General features: G+C 73.6%; 20 protein-coding genes and 2 pseudogenes. 16 read left to right on the plus strand and 6 right to left on the minus strand.

All coding sequences use genetic code 11. The features are described from left to right. Window positions 1-74: 74 nt before the first annotated feature. The 4 genes and pseudogenes from ABD330_RS18010 to ABD330_RS18025 all read left to right on the plus strand — a co-directional run bounded on the left by ABD330_RS18010 (window position 75) and on the right by ABD330_RS18025 (window position 5,911). The gene (locus ABD330_RS18010; RefSeq protein ID WP_344466190.1) at window positions 75-1,592 is read left to right on the plus strand and encodes an NCS1 family nucleobase:cation symporter-1; all 1,518 of its coding nucleotides are present in this window, start codon (window positions 75-77) and stop codon (window positions 1,590-1,592) included. Window positions 1,593-2,453: 861 nt separating this feature from the next. Further along, entirely contained in the window at window positions 2,454-4,004 is a 1,551-nt protein-coding gene (locus ABD330_RS18015; protein ID WP_344466193.1) for an RICIN domain-containing protein, read from the plus strand. A gap of 7 nt (window positions 4,005-4,011) precedes the next feature. Beyond that, window positions 4,012-4,233 (plus strand): annotated as a pseudogene (locus ABD330_RS18020) (nitrate reductase); the annotation flags it as partial. Window positions 4,234-4,540: 307 nt separating this feature from the next. After that, the gene (locus tag ABD330_RS18025; RefSeq protein WP_425555566.1) at window positions 4,541-5,911 is read left to right on the plus strand and encodes an MFS transporter; all 1,371 of its coding nucleotides are present in this window, start codon (window positions 4,541-4,543) and stop codon (window positions 5,909-5,911) included. A gap of 87 nt (window positions 5,912-5,998) precedes the next feature. Here ABD330_RS18025 and ABD330_RS18030 read toward each other — a convergent pair whose 3' ends face one another. After that, a complete protein-coding gene (locus ABD330_RS18030; RefSeq protein ID WP_344466197.1) occupies window positions 5,999-7,636 on the minus strand; it encodes an FAD-dependent oxidoreductase in 1,638 nt (545 codons plus the stop codon). 369 nt (window positions 7,637-8,005) lie between these two features. On the opposite strand from ABD330_RS18030, the gene ABD330_RS18035 reads away from it, so the two are divergent. From ABD330_RS18035 to ABD330_RS18080, 10 genes are all read left to right on the plus strand, one after another. Next, window positions 8,006-9,094 carry a SchA/CurD-like domain-containing protein gene (locus ABD330_RS18035; RefSeq protein ID WP_344466199.1) on the plus strand — a complete coding sequence of 363 codons (1,089 nt, stop codon included), beginning with the start codon at window positions 8,006-8,008 and terminating at the stop codon, window positions 9,092-9,094. Between the two features lie 72 nt (window positions 9,095-9,166). After that, entirely contained in the window at window positions 9,167-9,592 is a 426-nt protein-coding gene (locus tag ABD330_RS18040; RefSeq protein WP_344466201.1) for a cupin domain-containing protein, read from the plus strand. Then, window positions 9,589-10,854: a beta-ketoacyl-[acyl-carrier-protein] synthase family protein gene (locus ABD330_RS18045; RefSeq protein ID WP_344466204.1), complete on the plus strand. Its 1,266-nt coding sequence runs from the start codon at window positions 9,589-9,591 to the stop codon at window positions 10,852-10,854. Before ABD330_RS18040 ends, ABD330_RS18045 begins: the two co-directional genes overlap by 4 nt. Next, on the plus strand, window positions 10,851-12,101 hold the full coding sequence (locus ABD330_RS18050; protein WP_344466206.1) for a beta-ketoacyl synthase N-terminal-like domain-containing protein: 1,251 nt from the start codon (window positions 10,851-10,853) through the stop codon (window positions 12,099-12,101). The genes ABD330_RS18045 and ABD330_RS18050 overlap by 4 nt, the downstream gene beginning before the upstream one ends. A 6-nt stretch (window positions 12,102-12,107) precedes the next feature. Beyond that, window positions 12,108-12,362 (plus strand): acyl carrier protein, encoded by a 255-nt coding sequence (locus tag ABD330_RS18055; RefSeq protein ID WP_344466208.1) that lies wholly within the window; start codon window positions 12,108-12,110, stop codon window positions 12,360-12,362. Between the two features lies 1 nt (window position 12,363). Beyond that, a complete protein-coding gene (locus ABD330_RS18060) occupies window positions 12,364-12,816 on the plus strand; it encodes an SRPBCC family protein (protein ID WP_344466210.1) in 453 nt (150 codons plus the stop codon). A gap of 5 nt (window positions 12,817-12,821) precedes the next feature. Continuing rightward, complete coding sequence (locus ABD330_RS18065; protein ID WP_344466212.1) at window positions 12,822-13,157, plus strand: TcmI family type II polyketide cyclase; 336 nt, start codon at window positions 12,822-12,824, stop codon at window positions 13,155-13,157. 125 nt (window positions 13,158-13,282) lie between these two features. Beyond that, window positions 13,283-15,019 carry an acetyl-CoA carboxylase, carboxyltransferase subunit beta gene (gene accD, locus ABD330_RS18070; RefSeq protein WP_344466214.1) on the plus strand — a complete coding sequence of 579 codons (1,737 nt, stop codon included), beginning with the start codon at window positions 13,283-13,285 and terminating at the stop codon, window positions 15,017-15,019. Further along, a complete protein-coding gene (locus ABD330_RS18075) occupies window positions 15,016-15,522 on the plus strand; it encodes an acetyl-CoA carboxylase biotin carboxyl carrier protein (RefSeq protein ID WP_344466216.1) in 507 nt (168 codons plus the stop codon). Before accD ends, ABD330_RS18075 begins: the two co-directional genes overlap by 4 nt. Continuing rightward, complete coding sequence (locus ABD330_RS18080; protein WP_344466218.1) at window positions 15,522-16,880, plus strand: acetyl-CoA carboxylase biotin carboxylase subunit; 1,359 nt, start codon at window positions 15,522-15,524, stop codon at window positions 16,878-16,880. The genes ABD330_RS18075 and ABD330_RS18080 overlap by 1 nt, the downstream gene beginning before the upstream one ends. A gap of 100 nt (window positions 16,881-16,980) precedes the next feature. On the opposite strand, the gene ABD330_RS18085 is transcribed toward ABD330_RS18080, so the two are convergent. Beyond that, entirely contained in the window at window positions 16,981-18,054 is a 1,074-nt protein-coding gene (locus tag ABD330_RS18085; protein ID WP_344466220.1) for a methyltransferase, read from the minus strand. Between the two features lie 49 nt (window positions 18,055-18,103). Next, window positions 18,104-19,168: a right-handed parallel beta-helix repeat-containing protein gene (locus ABD330_RS18090; RefSeq protein WP_344466222.1), complete on the minus strand. Its 1,065-nt coding sequence runs from the start codon at window positions 19,166-19,168 to the stop codon at window positions 18,104-18,106. 194 nt (window positions 19,169-19,362) lie between these two features. Between ABD330_RS18090 and ABD330_RS18095 the strand changes: the two genes are divergently transcribed. Beyond that, window positions 19,363-20,550 (plus strand): 8-amino-7-oxononanoate synthase, encoded by a 1,188-nt coding sequence (locus ABD330_RS18095; protein ID WP_344466224.1) that lies wholly within the window; start codon window positions 19,363-19,365, stop codon window positions 20,548-20,550. A gap of 27 nt (window positions 20,551-20,577) precedes the next feature. On the opposite strand, the gene ABD330_RS18100 is transcribed toward ABD330_RS18095, so the two are convergent. The 3 genes and pseudogenes from ABD330_RS18100 to ABD330_RS18110 form a co-directional block, all read right to left on the minus strand. Continuing rightward, window positions 20,578-21,693: a PP2C family protein-serine/threonine phosphatase gene (locus tag ABD330_RS18100; protein ID WP_344466226.1), complete on the minus strand. Its 1,116-nt coding sequence runs from the start codon at window positions 21,691-21,693 to the stop codon at window positions 20,578-20,580. A gap of 95 nt (window positions 21,694-21,788) precedes the next feature. Then, window positions 21,789-21,956, minus strand: a pseudogene (locus ABD330_RS18105) (ATP-dependent DNA ligase); the annotation flags it as partial. Between the two features lie 104 nt (window positions 21,957-22,060). Beyond that, window positions 22,061-22,609, minus strand: coding sequence for a GNAT family N-acetyltransferase (locus ABD330_RS18110; RefSeq protein ID WP_344466228.1), 549 nt, complete (start codon window positions 22,607-22,609; stop codon window positions 22,061-22,063). A gap of 256 nt (window positions 22,610-22,865) precedes the next feature. Between ABD330_RS18110 and ABD330_RS18115 the strand changes: the two genes are divergently transcribed. Further along, window positions 22,866-24,818 carry a Xaa-Pro dipeptidyl-peptidase gene (locus tag ABD330_RS18115; protein ID WP_344466230.1) on the plus strand — a complete coding sequence of 651 codons (1,953 nt, stop codon included), beginning with the start codon at window positions 22,866-22,868 and terminating at the stop codon, window positions 24,816-24,818. The last annotated feature ends 47 nt before the right edge of the window (window positions 24,819-24,865 follow it).

The raw sequence follows: 24,865 nt of genomic DNA on the forward strand, positions 1-24,865 counted from the left end.
GTCCCCGACACACACGGCAGCGGTACCGTCCCCCGCCCTCAGGGCCCTCCTCCCCACTCCTGGCGGTCGCCCCCATGTCAGCAGCGCAGACCACCCACCCCGACGGGCGGGTCGAACTCGCCGCCGGGTCCACCCTCGCCGACCCCCGGTTCGCCAACGACGACCTGGCGCCCGTCCCGGTCGCCGGGAGGCGCTGGTCCACGTACAACTTCCTCGCCCTCTGGGTCGGGATGGCCCACAACATCCCGTCCTGGACGCTCGCCTCGGGCCTGGTCGCACTCGGCATGGACTGGAAGCAGGCCGTGCTCACCATCGCGCTCGCCAACCTGATCGTGCTGGTCCCGATGCTGCTCATCGGGCATGCGGGCACCAAGTACGGCATCCCGTTCCCGGTGTTCGCACGGGCCTCGTTCGGGCTGCGCGGGGCGAACCTGCCGGCGATGGTCCGGGCGGCCGTGGCCTGCGCCTGGTTCGGCATCCAGACCTGGATCGGCGGCGAGGGGATCTTCCTGCTGGCCGGGAAGGTCCTCGGGCACGGCTGGCAGACGGCCGGTCAGGTGGCGGGGCAGCCGTGGACGCAGTGGCTGGCGTTCGGGCTCTTCTGGGCGCTGGAGATCGCGGTGATCGTCCGGGGGATGGAGACGCTGCGGCGGTTCGAGAACTGGGCGGCGCCGTTCGTGATCGTGGGCGCGCTGGCGCTGCTGGCCTGGATCACGGTGAAGGCGGGCGGCCTCGGCCCGCTGCTCTCCCAGCCGTCGGCGCTCGGATGGGGGAACCGCTTCTGGAAGGTGTTCTTCCCGTCCCTGATGGGCATGATCGGCTTCTGGTCGACGCTGGCGCTGAACATCCCCGACTTCACCCGTTTCGGCGGCAGCCAGCGGGCCCAGATCCGGGGCCAGGCACTCGGACTCCCCACCACGATGACGCTGTTCGCCCTCCTCTCGGTCCTGGTGACCTCGGGCTCGCAGGCGGTCTACGGCACCCCGATCTGGGACCCGATCCAGCTCGCCGCGAAGATGGACAGCGTGGCCGGCACGCTCTTCGCCCTCCTCGTCGTGCTGGTCGCGACCCTGTCGGTGAACATCGCGGCGAACGTCGTCAGCCCGGCCTACGACCTCGCGCACCTGGCGCCACGGTTCGTCAACTTCCGTACCGGCGCGCTGATCACGGGCGTGGTCGGGATCGCCATCATGCCGTGGAAGCTGATCGCCAACCCGCACGTCTACATCTTCACCTGGCTCGGCGTGGTCGGCGGTCTGCTGGGCACCGTCGCGGGCGTCCTGATCGCCGACTACTGGCTGATCCGCCGCACCGGCCTCGCCCTCGCCGAGCTCTACCGCCCCGACGGCCGCTACTGGTACACGGCGGGCTGGAACTGGCTCGCCGTCCTCGCCCTGTTGGCCGGCGGCGTCCTCGCGATCGGCGGCTCCTACTCCACCGTCGGTGCCGACGGCACCCGACAGGGGCCCTTCCCCGTCGACGGGGTCATCCCGCTGCTCAAACCCCTCGCCGACTACGGCTGGGCCGTCGGCTTCGCCTCCGCCCTCCTCCTTTACACCCTTCTCAGCCTCGGGTCTCGGGCCAGGTCCTGATAGCCCAAAACCCCGTAGGCGCCCCGGCCTCGCGGCGCCTCGCCGCGAGGCCGCGGCGTGCAGGCCATCCGCAGGGCGAGGACCCGAGGGGATCTCCTGCGGCAGGGGGAGCCGGCCCTTGCGGTGACACCCGAATGGGAAGCCTGTACCCGGCGTACAGGCCGGTCTCGTCCACCGTAGCTCCTGACAGGGACGATGCAGGCCGGGCAGGAGCGATCCCCGCGAGCGCGGGGCCGACTACCGGCAGCTGCACGGCCGTGAGCACCTGGAGGAGAGATCCCCGTGCTCGTGGGGATCGCTCCGTGGCGTTCGCAGCGGCGATGGTTCGGCTCCGCTCACAGGCCGCCGTCGCCAGGGGAGCAATTAACGGCGGATCATCCGCTGTGCCAGGTAGCCGGATGGCTGGCCTGGGGTACGAGGATTCATCGGTCACTGACGCGACGATGAAGACCGTGGACGCTGTTGCCGTTGGGGCGGTGGACGACCAGTTGATCGGGATGCACGTGGACCCCGCTCATGCTGGTGGCTTGCTCCCGCCCGACCGCTCCCACCCCCGCCACCCAGCACTGCGCTTCCTTGACGACACCTGGGCCGGTGCGTTCCCCTCCGAGCCGCGGCGGGGACCAACCCTCACCGGCGGGTGCTGCGGTGGACTTGCGGCCCGTTGACCGATCACCGCTCAGGTGCGCGACGGCAATTCGCGACACGCCACGAACGGGTGAAGCACACCGTGCGGCCGTCGGTGGACCGGGGCAGTTCTCGCAACCGCTCCACCGGCGGGAGCCCTGCGCATGTTCTGGAGCCGGCGAGCCGGCAAGGCGGGCGCTGGAACACTGGCAGCGCCCCTACGAGAGGAACCCTGTGGCCATCGGATCTCGGCTGCCACGCGGCATCGCCGTCGTGAGCACCGTCCTGCTCGCCCTTGCTGCCATCCCGCTGACGGCGTCCAGCGCCTCGGCCGCGACCCCCATCTGCCTGAGCGGCAAGCTCCAGTACGACTACCAGTCGGCCGAAGCCGGCCGGAGCAAGCCCACGCTGACCAAACCGGTCCGCAACGCGAACATCCAGCTGTGGGGCAAGGAGAAGTCCACCGACGCCCCCCGCCAGCTCACCGCCGATTACCAGTACACCGCCGTCGCCGACGGCGGCTTCAACCTCTGCTACACCCCCACCACCACGGCCGCGATGAGCAGCATGTGGGTGCGGTTCAGCGCCGAGAGCACCCGGCTGTGGAAGGTCAGCGACACCACCGGAACCGCCTACACCTACGACTCGCCGACCTTGACCAACGTCGCCGCCAGCACCTCCCTCGGCACGCTCAAGGCGTCCAACGCACGGGCCTGGCACGCCTTCGACACCCTCAACCTCCTGTGGTGGGCGCGCAACAACTCCGTCAGCATCTGCTGGGCCACCCCCGAGGCGAACAACAACGCCTGCACCGAACTCAACGTCCAGTGGACGGCCAACTCGGCCGACGGCACGTTCTACGACATGGCCAACACCGTCCACCTCACCGCCGACGCCCCCGACTCCGAGCACACCGTGCTCCACGAGGCCAGCCACTTCCTCATGCACCGCCTGTACAACGGGCAGTTCCCGCAGGTGACCGGCTGCAGTCCGCACTACATCGACCAGGCGAGCTCCGCCAGCTGCGCCTGGACCGAGGGTTTCGCCGACGCCGCAGCCGCCTACCTCCTGAAGGACTACCGCTACGTGTGGCCTGACGGCTCCAGCCAGAGTTTCACGTACGCCACCGGCTGGCAGACCGGGGACCAGGTCCAGGGCAACGTGGACGGCTCACTGCTGGACATGTGGAACAACATCGACGGTGGCTGGGACAGGACCGTCAGCGTGATGACCACGCGTCAGCCCGGCACCTTCGCCGACTACTTCAAGACCGGCCGGCCCGCCGCCAACCCCCCGCTCGCCACCACCGGCAGCGCACTCACGTCCCTGGCCTCCCACACCATCAACTACGGCCCCACGATCGTGAACGACGGCCGGACCCACGCCCTCACCAACGGCGGCGGTCTGGCCCTGGAACGCTCCGACCAGTGCGGCGCCTCCGCCAGCTCCCCCGCCCTCCTCGCCACCTACGACGCCACGCGCAACAAGCAGCAGTGGACGCTCAGGGCAAACCCGAACGGCACTGTGCAGCTCATCGACGGCTGCCCGGACGCCCTCGTACTGACCGCACCCAACTCCGCCGGCGGCCAAGCCATCCTGCGGGCCGTCAACTCCAGCAATCCGTGGCAGGACTGGAAGGTCACCCAGAACAGCAGCGGCACCTATACGATCACCAACCCGGCGTCCGGCTACTCCCTCGACAGCGCCCCCGTCACCCCCGGCGCCGCCGTCACCGCCAACCCGGCCGCCGGCACCAACACCCAGAACTGGGCCGCCCTCAACTGACAGCGCGGCAGCGCTGGCCGGCGGCGTCCTCGCGATCGGCGGCTCCTACTCCACCGTCGGCGCCGATGGCACCCGACAGGGGCCCTTTCCCGCCGATGGGGTCATCCCGCTGCTCAAACCCCTCGCCGACTACGGCTGGGCCGTCGGGCTCGCCTCCTCGCTCCTCCTCTACACCCTCCTCAGCCTCGACACCCGCACCCGGGAGGGAGCGGCTGCTCCCGCGAAGTGACACCGGACCGGTCCCGGCCGCGCACCGACCGGCCGTGCACCGGCCGCGCGGGCTCCGGCCGGGCCGTGTCGGCGTGGCGCGCCCGGGCGCGGGGGTCTGCGGGTGGCCAGCCGCAATACTGTGAGCTGGCCTCGCGGAGGTCAGGCGCCCGCGCCTTGAGTCGTCACCCGCGAAAGGCTCCACCGTGAGCACAGTTCCCCCACCGAACGGCGCGTCCGCCACCGGCGCCGGGCGGCGCGGCCCGGGCGACGGTGCCCGCCGGGACCGGCGCTGGCAGGCACTCGCGGTCTGCCTGGTGGCCGGGTTCATGACCCTGCTCGACGTCAGCATCGTCAACGTCGCCCTGCCGTCCGTGCGGAGCAGCCTGCGGATGTCGGACAGCGGACTTCAGTGGGTGCTCTCCGGCTACGCGCTGGCCTTCGGCCTCGCCCTCGTGCCGGCCGGACGGCTGGGGGACGCGCGCAGCCGACGCGCGGTCTTCATGGCCGGACTCGCGCTGTTCACGGCCGCCAGCGCGGTGGCCGGGGCCGCGCAGAGCGAAGCCTGGCTGGTGAGTGCCCGGCTGGTCCAGGGCGCGGCGGGCGGTGTGCTGGTGCCGCAGGTCTCCGGCTTCATCCAGCAGCTGTTCCGGGGGGCCGAGCGCGGCAGGGCCTTCGGCCTGCTCGGCGCCACCATCGGGATCTCCACCGCGGTCGGACCGCTGCTGGGTGGCCTGCTGATCCAGCTCTTCGGCGCGCAGCAGGGCTGGCGCTGGGTGTTCTACGTCAACCTGCCGATCGGCTTCGTCGCGCTGCCGGTGGCGTACCGGCTGCTGCCCGCGCCCGCGCCCGCGCCCGTTCCCGTTCCGAAGTCCGCGGCGCGGGCGGGCCGCGACTTCGATCCGGTCGGGCTCCTGCTGCTGGGCGGCGGCACGCTGCTGCTGATGCTGCCGTTCGTGCAGCAGACCTGGCACGGCGACACCAAGTGGCTGCTGCTCCCGGCCGCCGCGCTCCTGCTGGCCGCCTTCGTCGGCTGGGAGCGCCGGTACGGCCGCCACCGGGAGCCGGTGGTCCGGATGAGCCTGTTCCACGCCCGCTCCTACTCGCTGGGCGTGCTGCTCTCGCTGGTGTACTTCGCCGGGTTCACGGCGGTCTTCTTCATCTTCAGCCTCTACCTCCAGAGCGGGCAGCACTACAGCGCGCTGCTGGCCGGCCTGTCGATCACACCGTTCGCCCTCGGCTCGGGCGCCGCGGCGGCGGTCGGCGGGCGGGTGGTGCACCGCTTCGGGCGGCCGCTGGTCACGGCGGGTCTCGCTCTGGTGGTGCTGGGGCTGGCGGGTGCGGCCCTCGCCGTCCACCTGTGGTCCGGCCGTCTGGTCGGCTGGGCCACGGTGGTGCCGCTGCTGGTGGCCGGGGTCGGCAGCGGCCTGGTGATCGCGCCGAACCAGACCCTGACCCTCAGCGAGGTGCCGGTGGCCACGGCGGGCAGCGCCGGGGGAGTGCTGCAGACCGCGCAGCGGATCGGCTCGGCCGTCGGCATCGCCGCCGTCGGCTCGGTGTTCTTCTCACGGATCGCCGCCGACCACGACGACTGGGGCGGGGCGTTCCAGCGGGGCCTGGCCCTGGCCATCGGGTTCGTGGTGCTGGCGCTGCTGGTCGCGCTCGCCGACGCGTTGCGGCTCCGCCGTCGGGCCGGGTAGCGGCGCGGGGAGCTGTGCGAGGGCGGTAGGGCGCAGGTGGCTGCCTTCCGATCTCGCGCAGTTCCCCGCGCCCCTGATCAGTAACCCCTATCTGCGGAGTACGGTCCGGAGGGCGCTCCCGAGCTCCGCCTCCGGGTCGGCCGCGGCTTCCGTGGAACGCCAGGCCACGAAGCCGTCCGGGCGGATCAGGACGGCCCCGTCGGGCCCGATGCCGTACGCCTGGGCCCAGTCGGTACCTGGTTCGGGGGCGAGGTCCAGGTCCGGGGCGTCGCCGATCCGGTACGCGTCCAGCCGGATGCCCAGCCGCTCGGCGAGCAGCGCGCCCGCCGTGTGCCAGGCCGTGCCGCCGGGCCCGGTGAGGAGTACGAGCGACTTCTCGAAGAGGTCCAGCGTCGACAGTCGCCCGCCTGCCCGGCGCAGCCACACGTGCGGTGCCCGGCTGCCCGGTGCACCGGTGGTTTCGAAGCCGTCCGGCACCGGCGGCGCCGCCGGGTCCGTGCCGACCACGGCGCCGACCGGGTAGCGGTAGCCCAGGGCCACCGCGAGGACGTTCTTCTGCCGGCCCGTGCCGGGCACCGCCGCGTAGCCCGGGTGCCGGTGCTCCGCCGACCGGGCCGAGGCCCGGGCGCTGGTCGCGACCGCCACCGGCCGCCGTTCCGCGCCGTACGTCTCCAGCAGGCCAGGTCCCGCCCAGCCGGCCAGGACGGCGGCCAGCTTCCAGGCGAGGTTGTGCGCGTCCTGGATCCCGGTGTTGGAGCCGAACGCGCCGGTGGGTGACATCTCGTGTGCGGAGTCCCCGGCCAGGAAGACCCGGCCGCTCCCGTAGCGCTCGGCGACCCGCTCCGCCGCGTGCCAGGGGGCCTTGCCGGTGATCTCGACCTCCAGGTCGGGCACCCCGGTGGCCGCCCTGATGTGCGCCACGCACCGTTCGTCGGTGAAGTCCTCCAGGGTCTCGCCCCGGTCGGGGTGCCAGGGGGCGTGGAAGACCCACTGCTCCCGGTTGTCCACCGGCAGCAGTGCGCCCGGCCCCTGAGGAGTGGTCAGGTAGCAGGCGATGAAGCGCCGGTCGCCGGCCACCTCGGCGAGCCGCTTGGCGCGGAAGGTGACGCTCACGTTGTGGAACAGGTCGCCGGGCCCGGTCTGCCCGATGCCGAGCCGCTCCCGGACGGGGCTGCGCGGACCGTCGGCGGCCACCAGGTAGCCGGCCCGGACCGTCCGCTGCTCGCCGTTCTCCCGGCTGCGCAGCAGTACGGTCACGCCGTCCCCGTCCTGCTCGAAGGAGACCAGCTCGGTGCCGAACCGCAGCTCGCCGCCCAGTCCGGCGGCCAGCTCGCGGGCACGCCGCAGCAGCACCGGCTCCAGGTCGTTCTGGCTGCACAGGCACCAGCCGGACGGGCTGAACCGGGCGAGCGCCCCACCGGGGTCGATCTCCTTGAACAGCCACTCCTGCTCCGCGCCCGCCAGCGTGTCGGCCTGCAGGATGCCGTGGTTGTCGGCGAGTACGGAGGCGGCCTCGCGGATCGGGGCCTCGACGCCCGCCGTCCGGTACAGCTCCATCGTCCGGACGTTGTTGCCGCGCCCCCGGGGGTGGTGCGAGGTGTCGGCGTGCTTCTCGACCAGCAGGTGCCGCACACCGAGCCGGCCCAGGAAGAGGGAGGCGGACAGCCCCACCAACGAGCCTCCCACGATGAGGACCGGCACCCGGTCATCGACCTTCGACGTCATCGACTGCTCCACTCTGTACGGGACTCGGGTACGGGACGCGTCCGTACGGGACCCGCCTCCGGGTGACTCGTGGCCGCCCCGGCGTGGCGCCGGAGGCCGGGGAGCCCGGGTCCAGCCTCCGGTGCGGGCCGCGATGACGCTCGGTGAGGGGTGTCATGTCCCCGCTTTTTCGCTCGGATGGCTTCCAGCTCTCGCGTCATCGGTGCGCGGCCAGCACGATCGACCTCAGGCTTCAAGGGCCGGATCCCGGCGGGGGTGCTCACGGGAGGCGGCGGCGCCGGACGGGGCCCACGCGATGTGACGGTCCGTGACCGGTGGCGAAGGCCGACGAAGGCCCTCGGCCTCCAAGGATCCAAGGAGAAGTGGAACATGACGACCCTGACCGAACCCGCGTCGCGCCGCCCGGCACTCACCGCCTCCAGGCTCCGCGTCGTCCTGCTGTGCGACATCATGGACGGCGCGCAGCAGCGCTTCCTGGACGCGTACGAGCAGCTCCGCCACCAGGTGGCCGCCGTGCCCGGCCACGTCAGCGACCAGCTGTGCCAGTCGATCGAGGACCCCTCGCAGTGGCTGATCACCAGCGAGTGGGAGAGCGCGCAGCCGTTCCTCGCCTGGGTGGACAGCGCGGCGCACCGGGCCATGGTCAAGCCCCTGCACGGGTGCGTGCGGGACACCCGCTCGCTGCGGTTCAGCATCATGCGGGAGACCTCGGGTGCGGAGACCTTCGACGGGCCGGCCCCGGTGACGGACGGCATCGTCCGGCACGCCCTCACCTTCACCGTGAAGCGCGGCAGCGAGCGGGTCGTGGCCGGGATCCTGGCGGGCTACACCTCGCCGGCCGCCCGGGTCGACGGGCACACCCGGCTCTGCCGCACCTCGCTCTTCATGCGGGGCAACCGGGTGGTGCGGGCCGTCGAGGTGGCCGGTGACCTGGGGGCCGCGCTGCGCCACGTGGCCCAGCAGCCCGAGGTGCGGGCCGTCGAGGAGGCGATCAACCCGTACCTGGAGGAGGACCGCGATCTCGGCGACCCCGAGTCGGCGCGCTCGTTCTTCATGCGGGCCGCGCTGCCCGCCGTGCACCACGTGGCCGCCCCCGGCGCGCCGGGCGAGGTCGTCCGCCACGCGCTGCTGTACCCCGTCCGGCCCGGCTGCGGGTCCGCCGTCGCCGGGCTGCTCGCCCGGCAGGACCGGCTGGCGATGGAGGAGGGGACGCACCCGCTCGCGGCGAGCACCGTCTTCCAGCGCGAGGACACCGTGGTCCGGGTGGTCGACCTCGCGGCCCCGGCCGAGTCGGTGCCCGGGCTCGCGCTCGGTACGGTCGGCCCGCGCGCGGCCGCGGTGCTCGGCCGGCTGGTCGAGCTCGGCGGCCACGACCTGCGCAGCGGCCCGGGCACCGACCGTTTCCGTGCGGAGTGCGAGATGGCTCTCGTCACCGACCGCCGCGCGAAGGATGCCTGAGAGCCCCCGTCACCCGGCCGGCATCCCGCCGGCCGGGGATCTTCCCCGCGACGCCACTTGGAGGTAGTTGCCATGACCAGCCAGTTCCCGCGGATCGTGCACCTCGACGAGGTCGCGCCCAACCGCCGCCGCGGCGGGGACCTGCGCGCGATGCTCACGCCGACCGCGGTCGGCGCCACCAGCGGATTCATGGGCCTGGCCATCGTGCGGCCGGGAGAGCGGATCGGCGAGCACTACCACCCGTACTCCGAAGAGTTCGTATACGTCGTCAGTGGTGAGCTCGAAGTGGACCTCGACGGGGTCCCGCACGAGCTGCGCCCCGACCACGGGCTGATGATCCCGGTGGACATGCGCCACCGCTTCCGCAACGTCGGCCGCACCGAGGCCCGGATGGTGTTCCACCTGGGCCCGCTCGCCCCCAGGCCCGAGCTGGGCCACGTGGACACCGAGGACGACCCGACGGCGCTGCCCCCGGAACACGCCGGGGTCACCTCATGACCCGGCGGGTGGCGGTCACCGGCATCGGCATCGTGGCGCCCGGGGGAGTGGGCGTACCGGCCTTCTGGGACCTGCTCACCGCCGGCCGCACCGCGACGCGCGGCATCACCCTCTTCGACCCGGAGGGCTTCCGCTCGCGGATCGCCGCCGAGTGCGACTTCGACCCGGCGGCCTGCGGGCTCGACGCCGAGCAGATCGCCCGGTCCGACCGCTACGTCCAGTTCGCGCTGGTCGCCGCCGCCGAGGCCGTCCGCGACTCCGGCCTGGACCTGCAGGCCGAGGACCCCTGGCGGATCGGCGTGTCGCTGGGCACGGCCGTCGGCGGGACGACCCGGCTGGAGCACGACTACACGGAGGTCAGCGCCGCCGGTGCGCGCTGGGACGTGGACCACCGGCAGGCCGGCCCGCACCTGCACCGGGCGTTCTCCCCGAGCACGCTCGCCTCCGCCGTGGCCGAGCAGACCGGTGCGCGGGGCCCGGTGCAGACGGTCTCGACCGGCTGCACCTCGGGCCTCGACGCGGTCGGGTACGCCTTCCAGGCCATCGAGGACGGCCGGGCCGACATCTGCGTCGCCGGGGCCTCGGACTCGCCGATCTCACCGATCACCGTCGCCTGCTTCGACGCCATCCACGCCACCTCCGAGCGCAATGACGACCCGGAGCACGCCTCCCGGCCCTTCGACGCCAACCGGGACGGCTTCGTCCTCGGCGAGGGCGGCGCCGTGCTGGTCCTGGAGGAACTCGGCCACGCCCGGCGCCGGGGCGCCAGGGTGCACTGCGAGATAGGAGGCTTCGCGACCTTCGGCAACGCCTACCACATGACCGGGCTCACCCAGGAGGGCCGGGAGATGTCGGAGGCGATCGACCGGGCCCTGGCCCACGCCCGGGTCGACGGTTCGGACGTCGACTACGTCAACGCGCACGGCTCCGGCACCAAGCAGAACGACCGGCACGAGACGGCCGCCGTCAAACGCTCGCTCGGCGCGCACGCCTACCGGACCCCGATGAGCTCGATCAAGTCGATGGTCGGCCACTCGCTCGGCGCGATCGGCGCCATCGAACTGGTGGCCTGCGCGCTGGCGCTGGCCCACGGCGTGGTGCCGCCGACCGCGAACTACGACACCCCGGACCCGGAGTGCGACCTCGACTACGTGCCGAGGACGGCCCGCGCGGTGCCGCTGCGCAACGTGTTGTCCGTGGGCAGCGGCTTCGGCGGCTTCCAGTCCGCCGTGGTGCTCCGCCGAGAGGGGGCGAGGGTATGACGGCCCCCCGACGTGCGGTGGTCACGGGCATCGGGGTACTGGCCCCCAACGGGGTCGGCACCGACGACTTCTGGAAGGCCACCAGGGCCGGGGTCTGCGTACTCGGCCCGGTCACCCGCGAGGGGTGCACCCACCTGCCGCTGCGGATCGCCGGCGAGGTGCACGGCTTCGACGTGGAGGCGGCGGTCGAAGGGCGCTACCTGGTCCAGACCGACCGCTTCACCCACTACGCGATGGCCGCGGCCGACCTGGCGCTGGAGGACGCCGGGCTCGGCCCCGGGCCCGACGCCCCCTTCACGGTCGGCGTGGTCACGGCGGCGGGCTCCGGCGGCGGCGAGTTCGGCCAGCGGGAGCTGCAGAACCTGTGGGGGCAGGGGCCGCACTTCGTCGGCCCGTACCAGTCCATCGCCTGGTTCTACGCGGCCAGCACCGGCCAGATCTCGATCCGCGGCGGCTTCAAGGGGCCCTGCGCCGTGGTCGCCTCCGACGAGGCCGGCGGCCTGGACGCGCTCGCGCACGCCGCCCGGACCGTCCGGCGCGGCACGGACACCGTCGTGGTGGGCGCCGCCGAGGCCCCGCTCGCCCCCTACTCGATGGTCTGCCAGCTCGGCTACCGCGAACTCAGCCTCAGCGCCGACCCGGAGCGCGCCTACCTCCCGTTCGCCGCAGAGGCCTGCGGTTTCGCGCCCGCCGAGGGCGGCGCGATGTTCGTGGTGGAGGACGAGACCTCCGCCCGCCGCCGGGGCACCCGGATCCGGGCCGTGCTGGCGGGCCACGGCGCCACCTTCACCGGCGCCTCCCGCTGGGCCGACTCCCGGTACGGGCTCGCGCACGCGATCCGCGGCGCGCTGGCCGAGGCGCACTGCGCGCCCGACGAGATCGACGTGGTCTTCGCCGACGCGCTCGGCGTGCCGGAGGCGGACCGCGCCGAGGCGCTCGCGCTCGCCGACGCGCTCGGCGAGCACGCCGCCCACGTCCCGGTGACGGCCCCCAAGGCCGGCACCGGCCGGGCCTACTGCGGCGCCCCGATGCTGGACACCGCCGCCGCCGTGCTCGCCATGGAACAGGGCCTCGTCCCGCCCACCCCCAACGTCACCGACATCTGCCACGACCTCGACCTGGTGACCGGCTTCGCCCGGTCCGCCGACCTGCGGACGGCCCTGGTGCTGAGCCGCGGACTGATGGGCTCCAACGCCGCGCTCGTCCTGCGGCGCGGCCCGGACGCCACCTCGCCCGACAAGGAGTAACGCCTGATGAACTCCCACCTGACGCACGACGACCTCGCCCTGCTGATCAAGACCAGGGCCGGTATCACCGTGGAGCCCGGCGCGATCGGCCACCCCGACGCGACCTTCGACGAGTTCGGGGTCGACTCGCTCGCCCTGCTCGGCATCGTGGGCGAACTGGAGAACCGCTACGGCACACCGATCGCCCCCGGCACCGAGATGGCCAAGACCCCGCAGGAGTTCCTCGACGCCGTCAACACCTCTGTGAAGACTGGAGCCTGACATGCCCGGACACACCGACAACGAGATCCTCATCGCCGCCCCCGTGGACCTGGTCTGGGAGATCACCAACGACCTGGAGAACTGGCCGCAGCTGTTCAGCGAGTACGCGGCCGTGGAGGTGCTGGAGCGCGAGGGCGACAGCACCACCTTCCGGCTGACCATGCACCCCGACCAGAACGGCACCGTCTGGAGCTGGGTCTCCGAGCGCACCACCGACCGCCGCGCGCTCGCCGTCCGGGCCAGGCGGGTCGAACCCGGCCCGTTCGAGTTCATGGACATCCGCTGGGAGTACGCGGAGGTGCCGGACGGCACCAGGATGCGCTGGATCCAGGACTTCGCCATGAAACCGACCGCCCCCGTCGACGACGAGGCGATGACCAACCACATCAACCGCAACTCGCGGACCCAGATGGAGCTGATCCGGGACAAGGTCGAGAAGCAGGTCGGGGGCTGAACCCGGTGCACCGCGCCCTGATCGTCGCCCGGATGAGGCCCGAGTCGGCCTCCGACATCGCGAGCGTCTTCGAGACCTCCGACCGCGGCGAGCTGCCGCACCTGATCGGTGTCACCGGCCGCAGCCTGTTCCAGTTCGGTGACCTCTACCTGCACCTCATCGAGGCCGACCGCCAACCCGGCCCCGAAGTCGCCAAGCTGGCCGGCCACCCGGAGTTCCGGGAGGTCAGCCGGCAGCTGACGGCCTACGTGCAGGCCTACGACCCCGCGACCTGGCGGGAGCCGAAGGATGCGATGGCCCGCGAGTTCTACCGCTGGGAGCGCCCCGGCACCGTGTCCTGACGGTCCACCGCGGCCGGAGCGGTCGCGGTGGCACCGGCCGTCGCACGAACCGCCGCAGCACGAACCGCCGTCCGACGGCGGGTCCGAGGCCCGAGCCCGTCGGGCGGAGCTGGAGGAACCCCACCATGGTCGACACCGACGACCGGCCGGCGGCCGGCACCGCCGAGTGGGTGCGGTGCGAACACTGCGCCGCCCTGGTCTACGGCAAACGGTTCCTCCGGACCCTGCGGGTCTGCCCGGACTGCGGCTGGCACGCCCGGCTGACGGCCGGACAGCGACTGCGGCAACTGCTCGACCACAAGTCCGCGCGGCCCATCGGGCACATCGAGCCGATGCACGACCCGCTGGGGTTCACCGACAGCCGGCCGTACACCGACCGGCTGACCGACGCCCGCAGCAGCACCGGGATGCGCGAGGCCGTGATCTGCGTGACGGGCACCATCGAGCACCACCCGGTGGTGGTCGCCGCGATGGACTTCCGGTTCCTCGGCGGCAGCCTCGGCTGCGGCGTCGGCGGGCTCGTCACCGAGGCGGCCCACACCAGCCTCCGCCTCCGCCGGCCGCTGCTGCTCGTCACGGCGTCCGGCGGAGCGCGGATGCAGGAGGGCGTGCTCTCGCTGATGCAGATGGCCAAGACCGCGCAGGCCCTGGCCGAACTCGACGAGGCGGGCATCCTGGTGGTCTCGCTGATCACCGATCCCACCTACGGCGGAGTGGCGGCCTCCTTCGCCACCCTCGCGGACGTGATCATCGCCGAGCCCGGCGCCCGGATGGGCTTCGCCGGGCCCCGGGTGATCGAACAGACCACCGGGGAGACCCTGCCGGAGGGCTTCCAGACGGCCGAGTTCCTGCTCGAACACGGCATGGTGGACGACGTGGTGCCGAGGCCGCAGCTGCGCCCGACCCTCGGCAAACTGCTGGGCCTGGGCTCCCCGCCGGCCGCCGCCCACCGGGCGGCGGCCCCGGACCCCGTCATCCCGGTCATCGTCGAGGTGGCCGCCGCCGGCCCGCGGGCCGACGAGCCGTCGGACGGACCGGGCCGGGACTCCTGGGAGGCCGTCCGGCTCGCCAGGCACCCGGACCGCCCGAGCACCCTCGACTACATCGGCCACCTGCTGGAGGACTTCCACGAACTGCACGGCGACCGCCTGCAGGAGGACTGCCCCGCCATCGTCGGCGGGCCGGGCCGGCTGGACGGCCGGGCGGTGATGCTGATCGGCCATCACAAGGGCGGCTCCGACCTGGCCGAACGCCGTCGCCGCCGGTTCGGCATGCCCGGCCCCGCCGGCTACCGCAAGGCCGCGCGGCTGATGCGGATGGCCGCCAAGCTGGGACTGCCGCTGGTCACCCTCGTCGACACCCCGGGGGCCAACCCGGGCCGGGACGCGGAACGCGGCGGCCAGGCCGGCGCCATCGCCGAGAACCTGCGGCTGATGTCGAGACTGCCGGTGCCCATCGTCGCCGTGCTGATCGGCGAGGGCGGCAGCGGCGGAGCGCTCGCGCTGGCCGTCGCCGACCGGGTGCTGGTCAGCGCCAACGGCGTCTACTCCGTGATCAGCCCCGAGGGCTGCGCCGCCATCCTCTGGAAGGACCACGGCGCGGCGCCCGCCGCGGCCGCCGCGATGCGGCTGCACTCGGGCGAACTCCTCAGACTCGGCGTGGTCGACGGGATCGTGCCCGAGCCCTCCGGCGGCGCCCACCAGGACCACGCCGGCGCGGCCACCCTGCTCGGTACGGCGGTCAGCGCGGCGCTGGCCGAACTCATCCCCTGGGAGCCCGAGCGGCTGCTCCAGGAACGCAAGAGCCGGTTCCATCGCTTCGGCACGGCCGAGGCACCGGCGGGCGGAAGAGGTTCACAGTGATTCCGAACACCGACCAGCACAGCCAGGACGACGCAGTCCTGCCCACCTCCGGCCCGGCGGACCTGGAGTCGGTCTGCCGCAGCGTCGCCGAACTGGCCCGCGCCGCGCCGAAGGCGCCGAGCAGGATCAAGCTGCGGCACGGCTCGACCACGGTGGAGATGGAGTGGACGGCCGCACCGGCCGCGGACCGTCCGGCCCCGGCCGAAGCCGGCCCCGAGCAGCCGCCCGCCCTCCCGGCCGACGGCCTGGACCACCTGTGCGCGCCGATGGTGGGCACCTTCTACCACTCCCGCGAGCCGGGGACGCCGCCCCTGGTGTCCGTCGGCGACCTGGTCCGCCCCGGCCAGGCCGTCGGGATCCTGGAGGTGATGAAGATGATGAGCACCATCGAGGCGGACCGGAGCGGCCGGGTGGTCGAGATCCTGGTCCCGGACGCCCAGGCGGTGGAGTACCAGCAGCGCCTGATCGCCCTGGAACCCCTCGTCCCGGCGGAGGACGGCTGATGTTCACCGCCGTGCTCATCGCCAACCGCGGCGAGATCGCCCTGCGGGTCGCCCGGACCTGCCGCGAACTCGGCATCCGGACGGTGGCGGTGCACTCCACCGCCGACCGCGACTCCGCGGTCGTCCGCTTCGCCGACGAGTCCGTGCACATCGGCCCTTCGGCGTCCCGGCGCAGCTACCTGCACATCCCGTCCCTGATCGAGGCGGCCCGGCAGACCGGGGCCGAGGCCATCCACCCCGGCTACGGATTCCTCTCGGAGGACCCGGACTTCGCCGAGATCTGCCAGGTGAACGGGATCACCTTCATCGGCCCGCCGGCCGAGCTCATGCAGCAGCTCGGCGACAAGGCCATGGCCCGGACCCTGATGGCGCAGGCCGGACTGCCGGTGCTGCCCGGCAGCGACGGGGCACTGACCGGCCCGGGGGAGGCGGAGGCCGTCGCCCGCCAGGTCGGCTGCCCGGTGATCCTCAAGGCCGTCGCCGGTGGCGGCGGGCGCGGCATGGCCGTGGTCCGCGCCCTGGACGAGCTGCCGCGCGCCTTCACCGAGACCCGGGCCCACGCCCGGACGGTCTTCGGCGACGAACGGCTCTACCTGGAACGGTTCGTCGACGACGCCCGGCACATCGAGGTCCAGGTGCTCTGCGACGGGCACGGGTCGGCCGTCCACCTCGGGGAGCGCGACTGCTCGGTGCAGCGCCGGCACCAGAAGCTGATCGAGGAGTCGCCCGGCCCGAGCCTGACCCCGGAGCTGCGCGAGGCGGTCTGTGCCGCAGCCGTCAAGGGCGCCCTGGCGGTCGGCTACGTCGGAGCGGCCACCTTCGAGTTCGTCCTCGCGCCGTCCGGCGAGTTCTACCTGATGGAGATCAACTGCCGGCTCCAGGTCGAGCACCCGGTCACCGAGATGGTCACCGGGATCGACATCGTCCGCGAGCAGCTCACCATCGCCGCCGGGCTGCCGCTGACCCTCCGCCAGGAGGACGTCCAACCGCGCGGCGTCGCCCTGGAGTGCCGGGTCAACGCCGAGGACCCGGCCCGGGACTTCACGCCGACACCCGGCCTGCTGACCGAGTTCGTGCCCCCGGGCGGCCAGTTCGTCCGGGTCGACACCCACGCCTACCCCGGCTGGTACGTCGGGCCCGACTACGACTCGCTGCTCGCCAAGACCGTCGTCTGGGCCCCCGACCGGGCCCAGGCACTCGCCCGGATGGACCGCGCGCTGAGCGAGTTCCGGATCGACGGCACCGGGCTGCGCACCACGGTCGGCTTCCTGCGCCAGGTTCTCGCCCACCCCGACTTCCGGTCCGCGCAGCACACCACCGGGCTGGTCGAGGCGATGGGCCGGCGCCGCGTGGGCTGACCACAGGGGCGCGGGGAACTGCGCGAGGGCGGGAGGCAACGGTCTGCACTCTTCCGACTTCGCGCAGTTCCCCGCGCCCCTGTTGTGGTTGATCGGCTGCCTACTGGCGAACCGGCACGGTGCTGTCGAAGGCGTGCAGGTACGGGTTGACCGGCCGGACGTCCTTCACCCGCAGGCCGGCGTCGGTCATCAGCCCGAGCAGGCTCTCCCGGGAGTGCTTGGCGCCGCCGACGTTCAGGAGCAGCAGCAGGTCCATCGCCGTGGTGAACCGCATCGAGGGGGTGTCGTCGACGAGGTTCTCGACGACCACGACCCGGGCTCCCGGGCGGGCGGCCGCGACGACGTTGCGCAGCGTCCGGCGGGTGCTGTCGTCGTCCCACTCCAGGATGTTCTTGATGATGTAGAGATCGGCGCGGACCGGGATCGCCGAGCGGCAGTCTCCGGCCACGAGTTCGGTCCGGTCGGCCAGTGTGCCGCCCGCGCGGAGCCGGGGGTCGGCGTGGGCGATCACCTGCGGCAGGTCGAGCAGCGTCCCGTGCAGCGCCGGGTACTTCTCCAGCAGGCCCGCGAGCACGTGCCCCTGGCCGCCGCCGATGTCCGCCACGCTCGACACCCCGTCGAGGTCGAGGAAGGCCGCGAGGTCGTCGGCGGACTGCCTGCTGGAGTGGGTCATCGCCTTGTCGAACACCCGGGCCGAGTCCCCGGCGTCGTCGTGCAGGTAGTCGAAGAACTCCTTGCCGTAGAGGTCGGGGAAGATGTTCCGTCCGCTGCGGACGGCCTCGTCCAGCCGGGGCCAGGCCTGCCACGTCCACGGTTCGGTGCACCAGAGGGCGATGTAGCGGAGGCTGTTCGGCGCGTCCTCGCGGAGCTGGCGGGACATGTCGGTGTGGGCGTAGCGGCCGTCGTCCGTCTCGGTGAAGACGCCGTGGCTGGCGAGTGCGCGCAGGAGCCGGCGCAGTGGCCGCGGCTCGGCCCGGACGGCTGCGGCCAGGTCCTCGGCGGTCGCCGGTTCCTCGCCGAGCGCGTCGGCGATCCCCAGCGAGGCGGCCGCGCGGACGGCCGCGGCACAGGCCGCGCCGAAGACGAGTTCCCGCAGGCGCATGGCCGACTGCGGGGACGGCGCGGGCGACGGGGCCGGCGGCCGGGCGGTGGAAGAAGGTTCTGTGGCGGTCATCGGCCACCTCTCTCGTGGTGGGCACCGGGCCCGGGTCGGGCCGGTCGGATCAGCAGTGGCCGGCCGGTTCGGAGACCCGGCAGGTGTTCGCGGTGAAGATGTTGTCCGTCCCGGTGTCGCGGTCGGCGAGATCGGACGGCCCGTTGCGGAGCACGGTGTTGTCCTGGACGGTGATCCGGGAGTTCGGGGCGCCCACCAGGCTCCGGTAGAGCACGATGCCGCCGGACATCGGCGAGGCGCCGCGGTTGTCCTCCACCCGGTTGTCCGTCACCCGGGTGTCCTCCGCGCCGGTGAGCAGGATGCCGGTGCCCTGGATGTAGGCGAGCCGGGGGTTGGGCGGGCAGTACTTGTTGTTCCCGTACACGTGGTTGCGGCGGACGGTCAGCGCGCCCGGCCGGGGGACGCCGTCGTCCCCCACGACGAACACGCCGCCGCAGTTGCCGGAGATCGCGTTGTGCTCGACCGTGAGCTCCCGGGCCCGCCGGACCACGACGCCGATGCGGTTGCCGACGAGCCGGTTGTCGCTGATCACGGCCCCCCGGGTGTCGATCGCGCCGCCCTTCTCGTCGGCGGCGTTCGCGAGGAAGACACCGGCCTGGCCGTTGTTGCGGGCCTCGTTGCCGCGCACCACGGACCGGGTGGACCTCTCCTGGCTGATCCCCTCCTCGCCGTTGTCCTGGGCCAGGACGTCCCGGACCTGGAGCCTGTCGGTCCCCGAGGCCGAGATGCCGTTCCGCTTGAACCCCTGGACGGTCAGCGACTCGATCCGCACGCCCGAGAGCGGCTGGGCGGCGGTGCCCGTGACACAGATGCCGTGCCCGGCCGTGGCACAGGCGTTGGCGTCGGCGGGCAGGCCGGCGCCCGGCGCGATCACCGTGTCCCGTCCCAGCCCGCGCAGCGTCAGGTGCGAACGGGTGATCAGGACACTCTCCCGGTAGGTGCCCGGAAGGATCTGGATGCCGTCGCCGTTGGCCGAGCGGTCCACCGCGCGCTGGATCGACTCACCCGGGTGGACGATGCGCCAGGTGGCGGCGTGGGCGGGCGGAGCCCCGCCCAGACCGGCGATCAGGGCCGCGACGGCGGCGGCCAGGTGGTGGGTCGGTCGCATGGGCATCGGCTGGTGACCTGCCTTCCGGGAGTCCCGCGCGGCCGGTGGTCACGCGGAGGTACCGGATCGAAGCTATGGCGGATCCACGCCGCCCGCCACTCACGGTAGTCATCTGGTGGCCGGGTGCGACGGCTTGCGCCCGGCCGGTGTGCCCGGGCGCACATTGCCCGGCCCGTACCCCGGGTGAAAGAGTGCGGACCATGGTCCAGCCCTCCGCGCTCCCGACTGAGCAGCACCTCGCCCCCGCCGCCGTCTTCGACTGGCTCGACGAGGCGGCCGCCCTGCGCGCGGGCGCGGGGCTGACCCGGACCCTGCGCAGCCGCCCCGCCGAGGACCCCGTCCTCGACCTGGCGAGCAACGACTACCTGGGCCTGGTCCACCACCCCGCCGTCACCCGGGCCGCCGCCGACGCCGCGCTGCGCTGGGGCGGCGGCGCCACCGGCTCTCGCCTGGTCACCGGCACCACCGCCCTGCACACCGAACTGGAGGCCGAGCTGGCCGAGTTCTGCGGTGCGGAGGCGGCCCTGGTCTTCTCCAGCGGCTACGCGGCCAACCTTGCCGCGCTCACCGCGCTCACCGACCCGGACACCCTGATCGTCTCGGACGCCTACAACCACGCCTCGCTGATCGACGGCTGCCGGCTCTCCCGCGCCGCCGTCCACCGGGCCCCGCACGACGACCCGGACGCCGTCCGCGAGGTGCTCGCCGCCCGCACCCACCGGCGGGCGCTGGTGGTCAGCGACACCGTCTTCTCGGTGGACGGCAACGCCGCCCGGCTGCCCGAACTCTCCGCCGCCGCCCGGGCGCACGGCGCCGCGCTGCTGGTGGACGACGCGCACGGCCTCGGCGTGCTCGGCGCAGGCGGCCGGGGCGCACTCGCCGCCGCCGGGCTGGCGGGGCAGCCCGACACCGTCGCCACCGTGACGCTCTCCAAGTCGCTCGGCTCGCAGGGCGGCGCGGTGCTCGGTCCGCGCCGGGTGATCGACCACCTGGTGGAGACCGCCCGGACCTTCATCTTCGACACCGGCCTCGCCCCCGCCGCCGTCGGCGCGGCGCTCGGCGCGCTGCGCCTGCTGCGCGCCGAACCGCACCGCGCCGACCGTGCCCGCGAGGTCGCCCGCACACTCTCCGCCCGGCTCACGGCCGCCGGCCTGCGGGCCAGCGCACCGGACGCCGCCGTGGTCTCCGTCCGCGCCCCCGGACCCGAGGCGGCCGTCGCCTGGGCCGCCGACTGCCGCAGCGCCGGACTCGCCGTCGGCTGCTTCCGCCCGCCGTCCGTCCCGGACGGCGTCTCGCGGCTGCGGCTGACCGCCCGGGGTGATCTGACGGAGCGTCAGATCGCCGAGGCGGTGCGGATCGTGACGGCGACCGCCCCGGTCGGTGCCTGACCGGCACCCGGGCGCGGGGGAGCGGTGTCAGCTCTCCCGCCGGACGGCCAGCAGCGCCGAGTCGTCGGTGGGGCTGCCGTCGCTGTACTGCCGGACATCCGCGAGCAGGTGGTCCAACAGTGCCTCCGGGCCGAGCGCCGGGGCCTCGGCCAGCCGCTCGGCCACCGGGTAGAACCGCCCGTCCGCGTCCCGGGACTCCGAGAGCCCGTCGGTGTAGAGCAGCAGCAGGTCACCGCGCCGCAGCGACAGCCGCTCGGCCCGGTACCGGCCGCCGGTCAGGGCGAGCAGCCCGAGCGGCGGCGCGTACGAGGCCGGTTCGAGCGCCCGCACCCGGCCCGCCCGGTCCAGCAGCAGCGGCGCCGGGTGCCCGCAGTTCACCACCTCGCCCGCCAGGGCGCCGTCCGCACCGCCGCTCCCGGGCGGCTCCGTGCCGACCAGCACCGCCGTGACGAACCGGCCGCCCTCGGGGCGGCGGGCCAGCGCGGCGTCCAGCCGCTCGGCCACCCGCGCGAGGTCGGCCTCCGTCCGCGCGGCCTCCCGGAAGACCCCGAGGACGTCGGCGGCGGTGTCCACCGCGCCCAGCCCCTTGCCCTCCACGTCCCCGAGCAGGACGCGCACGCCGTACCGGGTGTCCAGCACCTCGTACAGGTCCCCGCCGATCCGCGCCTCGGCGGCGGCCGCCGCGTACCGGACGGCGATCCGCAACGGCCCGACCCGGGGCGGGACGGGCCGCAGCAGGGCCCGCTGGGCCGCCTCCGCCACCGACCGGACCTGCCGCAGCTCGTGCTCCCGGGCGGCGACGACCACGACGTTGGCGGCGCTGGCCAGGGTGACCGAGACGATGGCCGCCAGCGCGGCGACGTGCACGGCGGTGGCGACGTCCGGATTGACCAGCGAGAGCAGCGCCGCCGCCACGGCGGCCAGCGCCCCCGCGATCAGCGGGACCCGGACACTGCGCGTCCCGGACCCGGCCAGCACCGGCACGCTCGCCAGCACCGGTGAGACGGTGGTCTGCGGCCCGGTCAGCAGGTCCGCCAGCACGGCGGCGGTGAGCAGCAGGTACGCGGCCACCAGCAGCCCGCGCGACCGGCGCGGACCGGGCTGCCGCGCGAGCCGGGCCTGCCGGGCTGACTCCTGCTGCACGCTCGGACCTCCTGCCCCCATCGTGGCCGCCGTCGGGGCTCCCCGCACCCGCGCGGCGCCGGCCCGGTGGGCGCGGACTCCTCACGCGCGGCCCCTCACGCGCTCCGGGGCGGTGCCTTCTTCCTGGCCCGGCTCGGCTGGACCCTGGTGGGCTCGCCCGCCGTCTTCGGGTGGTCCGGCGGGTAGGGCAGGTCGCCGACCCCGTGGTCGCGGGCCTGGCGTTCGCCCAGCTCCAGCAGGGTGTCCAGGCCGAAGGCGTGCTCCTCCCCGATGGCCCGACGCCGGAGAGCTGCACCTACCGGCAGGTGGAGGAGCCGGTGGGCTACGACCTCGCGGAGCTGCTCGGGCCCTGAGCCGCCGTCGGACCTTACGGGCGGTCCAGGCGCCAGATCACGTCCGTGCCGCTCTCGCCGCACGCGAGTTCCTGCTGGGCGGGCCGTCGCAGGCGCTCGGTGAAGCCGAGCCGGCGCGGGACGGCGGCGCTCGCCAGGTTGGCGGCGTCGTGGACGATTTCGAGGTGGCCGATCCCGGGGAGCGCGAACGCCTGCTCGACGAGCGCGGCCGCCGCGCGGACGACGAAGCCCCGGCCGGTCGCGGCGGGGTGCAGCCAGTAGCCGATCTCGCGCCCGGCGGGGTCGGCGTCGGCGTCGCGCAGGAAGAACGCGCAGTTCCCGACCACCCGGCCGTCCGAGACGAGCGCGTAGCTGTAGGCCTCGCCGGCCAGCCAGTTCGCCTCGGCGCGCTCCAGGTACTCGGCGGTCGACTGCCGGCTGTGGTGGGCGACCCAGGGCATCCAGGGGCGCAGGTGGTCCAGGGACTCCTCGATCACCTGGAAGAACTCGTCGAGATCCTGCCCGGGCACCCAGCGGCGCAGTGTCAGGTCTTCCAGGGCGATGGTGTCGGGAGGCTGTTCCATGATCCGAATCCTGGGTGCGGCGGGCCTGGCCTGGCAAGAGCTTTTCCCGGGCCCGGCCGGTGCGCCGCCGCCGAGCCGTCGGCGGGGGTGGCGTCCCCCCGGGACCGGTCGGCGGCACGGCGCGTGCCGCCGCCGACGAAAACGGACGGATCATCACCATTCGTCGGCCGGCGGCGCGTTCTGCCGGGTAAAGAATTGTCCGGGGGTTGTCAAAGTCCTTCTGGGTACCGGGCGGCGCGAACTAGCTTCAGGGTTTGTGAAAATACGACGATCACACCCACTTGCTTTCATCACCGCCGCGCTCGCCGCGCTCACCCTCGCACTGCTCGGCCCGGTGACCGCCCGGGCGAGCGCCGCGACCACCGCGACCGCCGCCGCCAAGGCCGGCACCGTCCGCAACGGCGCCAGCCAGCCCGTCTACTCCTACGCCGACGCCATCCGGGAGACCGTCTGGGTCGACACCGGCCTGGACGGCGACGGCAACGGCCACACCGACCGGGTGGCCGCCGACATCATCCGGCCGAGCGAGCCCGCCGCCGCCGGCCTCAAGATCCCGGTCATCATGGACGCCAGCCCGTACTACGCCTGCTGCGGGCGGGGCAACGAGAGCCAGCTGAAGACGTACGACGCCCAGGGCCGGCCGGTGCAGTTCCCGCTCTACTACGACAACTACTTCGTCCCGCGCGGCTACGCCGTGGTGCTGGTCGACCTGGCCGGCACCAACCGCTCGGACGGCTGCGTGGACGTCGGCGGCCCCTCCGACGTCACCTCGGCCAAGGCGGTGGTGGACTGGCTGAACGGCCGGGCCGCCGGCTACAGCAGCGCCACCGGCGGCGCGGCCGTCACGCCGGGCTGGACGAACGGCTCGGTCGGCATGATCGGGAAGTCCTGGGACGGCACCATCGCCAACGGCGTCGCGGCCACCGGCGTGCAGGGCCTGAAGACCATCGTGCCGATCTCCTCGATCAGCTCCTGGTACGACTACTACCGCTCGGACGGCGCCGCGCTCTACGACGGCACGCCCGCCGACCTGTCGAGCGTGGTGGAGTCCTCCGCCGCCGCCTCGCGGTGCTCCGCCGTGCAGAAGCAGCTCGCCGCCGGCTCGCCCGCCAACGGGAACTGGAGCACGCTCTGGCAGCAGCGCGACTACGTCGCCTCGGCGGCCAAGGTGCGCGCCAGCGTCTTCGTGGTGCACGGGATGCAGGACCTCAACGTCCGCGACATCAACTTCTCCCAGTGGTGGACGGCGCTGGCCCGGACCGGCGTCGACCGCAAGATCTGGCTCTCCCAGACCGGCCACGTCGACCCGTTCGACTACCGGCGCGGTCCGTGGGTGGACACCCTGCACAGCTGGTTCGACCACTACCTGCTCGGCGTCGACAACGGCATCCAGCTCGCCCCCGCCGCCGACGTCGAGCGGGCCCCAGACCAGTGGACCCAGGACCGGACCTGGCCCGCGCCGGGGACGGTGACCAGCACCCTCGGGCTGAAGCCCGGCACGCTCACCACGGCCGCCGGCGGCGGCACGGCACGCTTCACCGACAACGCCTCGCACGGCGAGAACGACTGGGCGGCCGCCGCCGACACCGCCACCCCGGACAAGACGGCCTTCACCACCGGCCCGCTCACCCAGGACCTGCGGATGTCGGGCGGCGGTTCGATCACCCTCAGCGTCAAGTCCTCCACCAGCAGCGCGCACCTGAGCGCGGTCCTGGTCGACCTCGGTCCGGCCGCGATCCGCGACTACCAGGGCTCGGGCGAGGGCATCACCACCCTGGCCACCCGCTCCTGCTGGGGGGACAGCACGGCCGGCGACAGCGCCTGCTTCCTGGACACCGCCGCCGACACCGCCCAGGTGGGCTACACCGTCTTCAGCCGGGGCTGGGCCGACCTCGGGCACTACGCCGGGCTGGCCAAGGCCGTCACCCTCACCCCGGGCAAGGCCTACTCGATCACCTTCGACCTGGCCGGCACCGACCACGTGGTGCCCGCCGGCCACCGGCTCGCACTGATCGTGGCCGGGACGGACAACGGGCTGCTCAACCCGCCCGCGAGCGACCCGACCGTGACCGTCGACCTGGCGCACTCCAGCCTCCGGCTGCCGCTGGTGGGCGGGGCCGGCACACTGCCGAAGACGGTCCGGCCGGCCGGCGGCGCCCTGCTGCGCGGGCTCGCCGGCCCGGTCGTGCGACCTGACACCTTCCGCTAGCGGATCCTCCGTACGGGTGGCCCACGGCACGTCCTGCGGGCCGCCCG

Origin of the sequence: Kitasatospora kazusensis, assembly GCF_039529945.1 — a bacterium.
In the GTDB taxonomy this organism is placed as follows: Bacteria; Actinomycetota; Actinomycetes; order Streptomycetales; family Streptomycetaceae; genus Kitasatospora; species Kitasatospora kazusensis.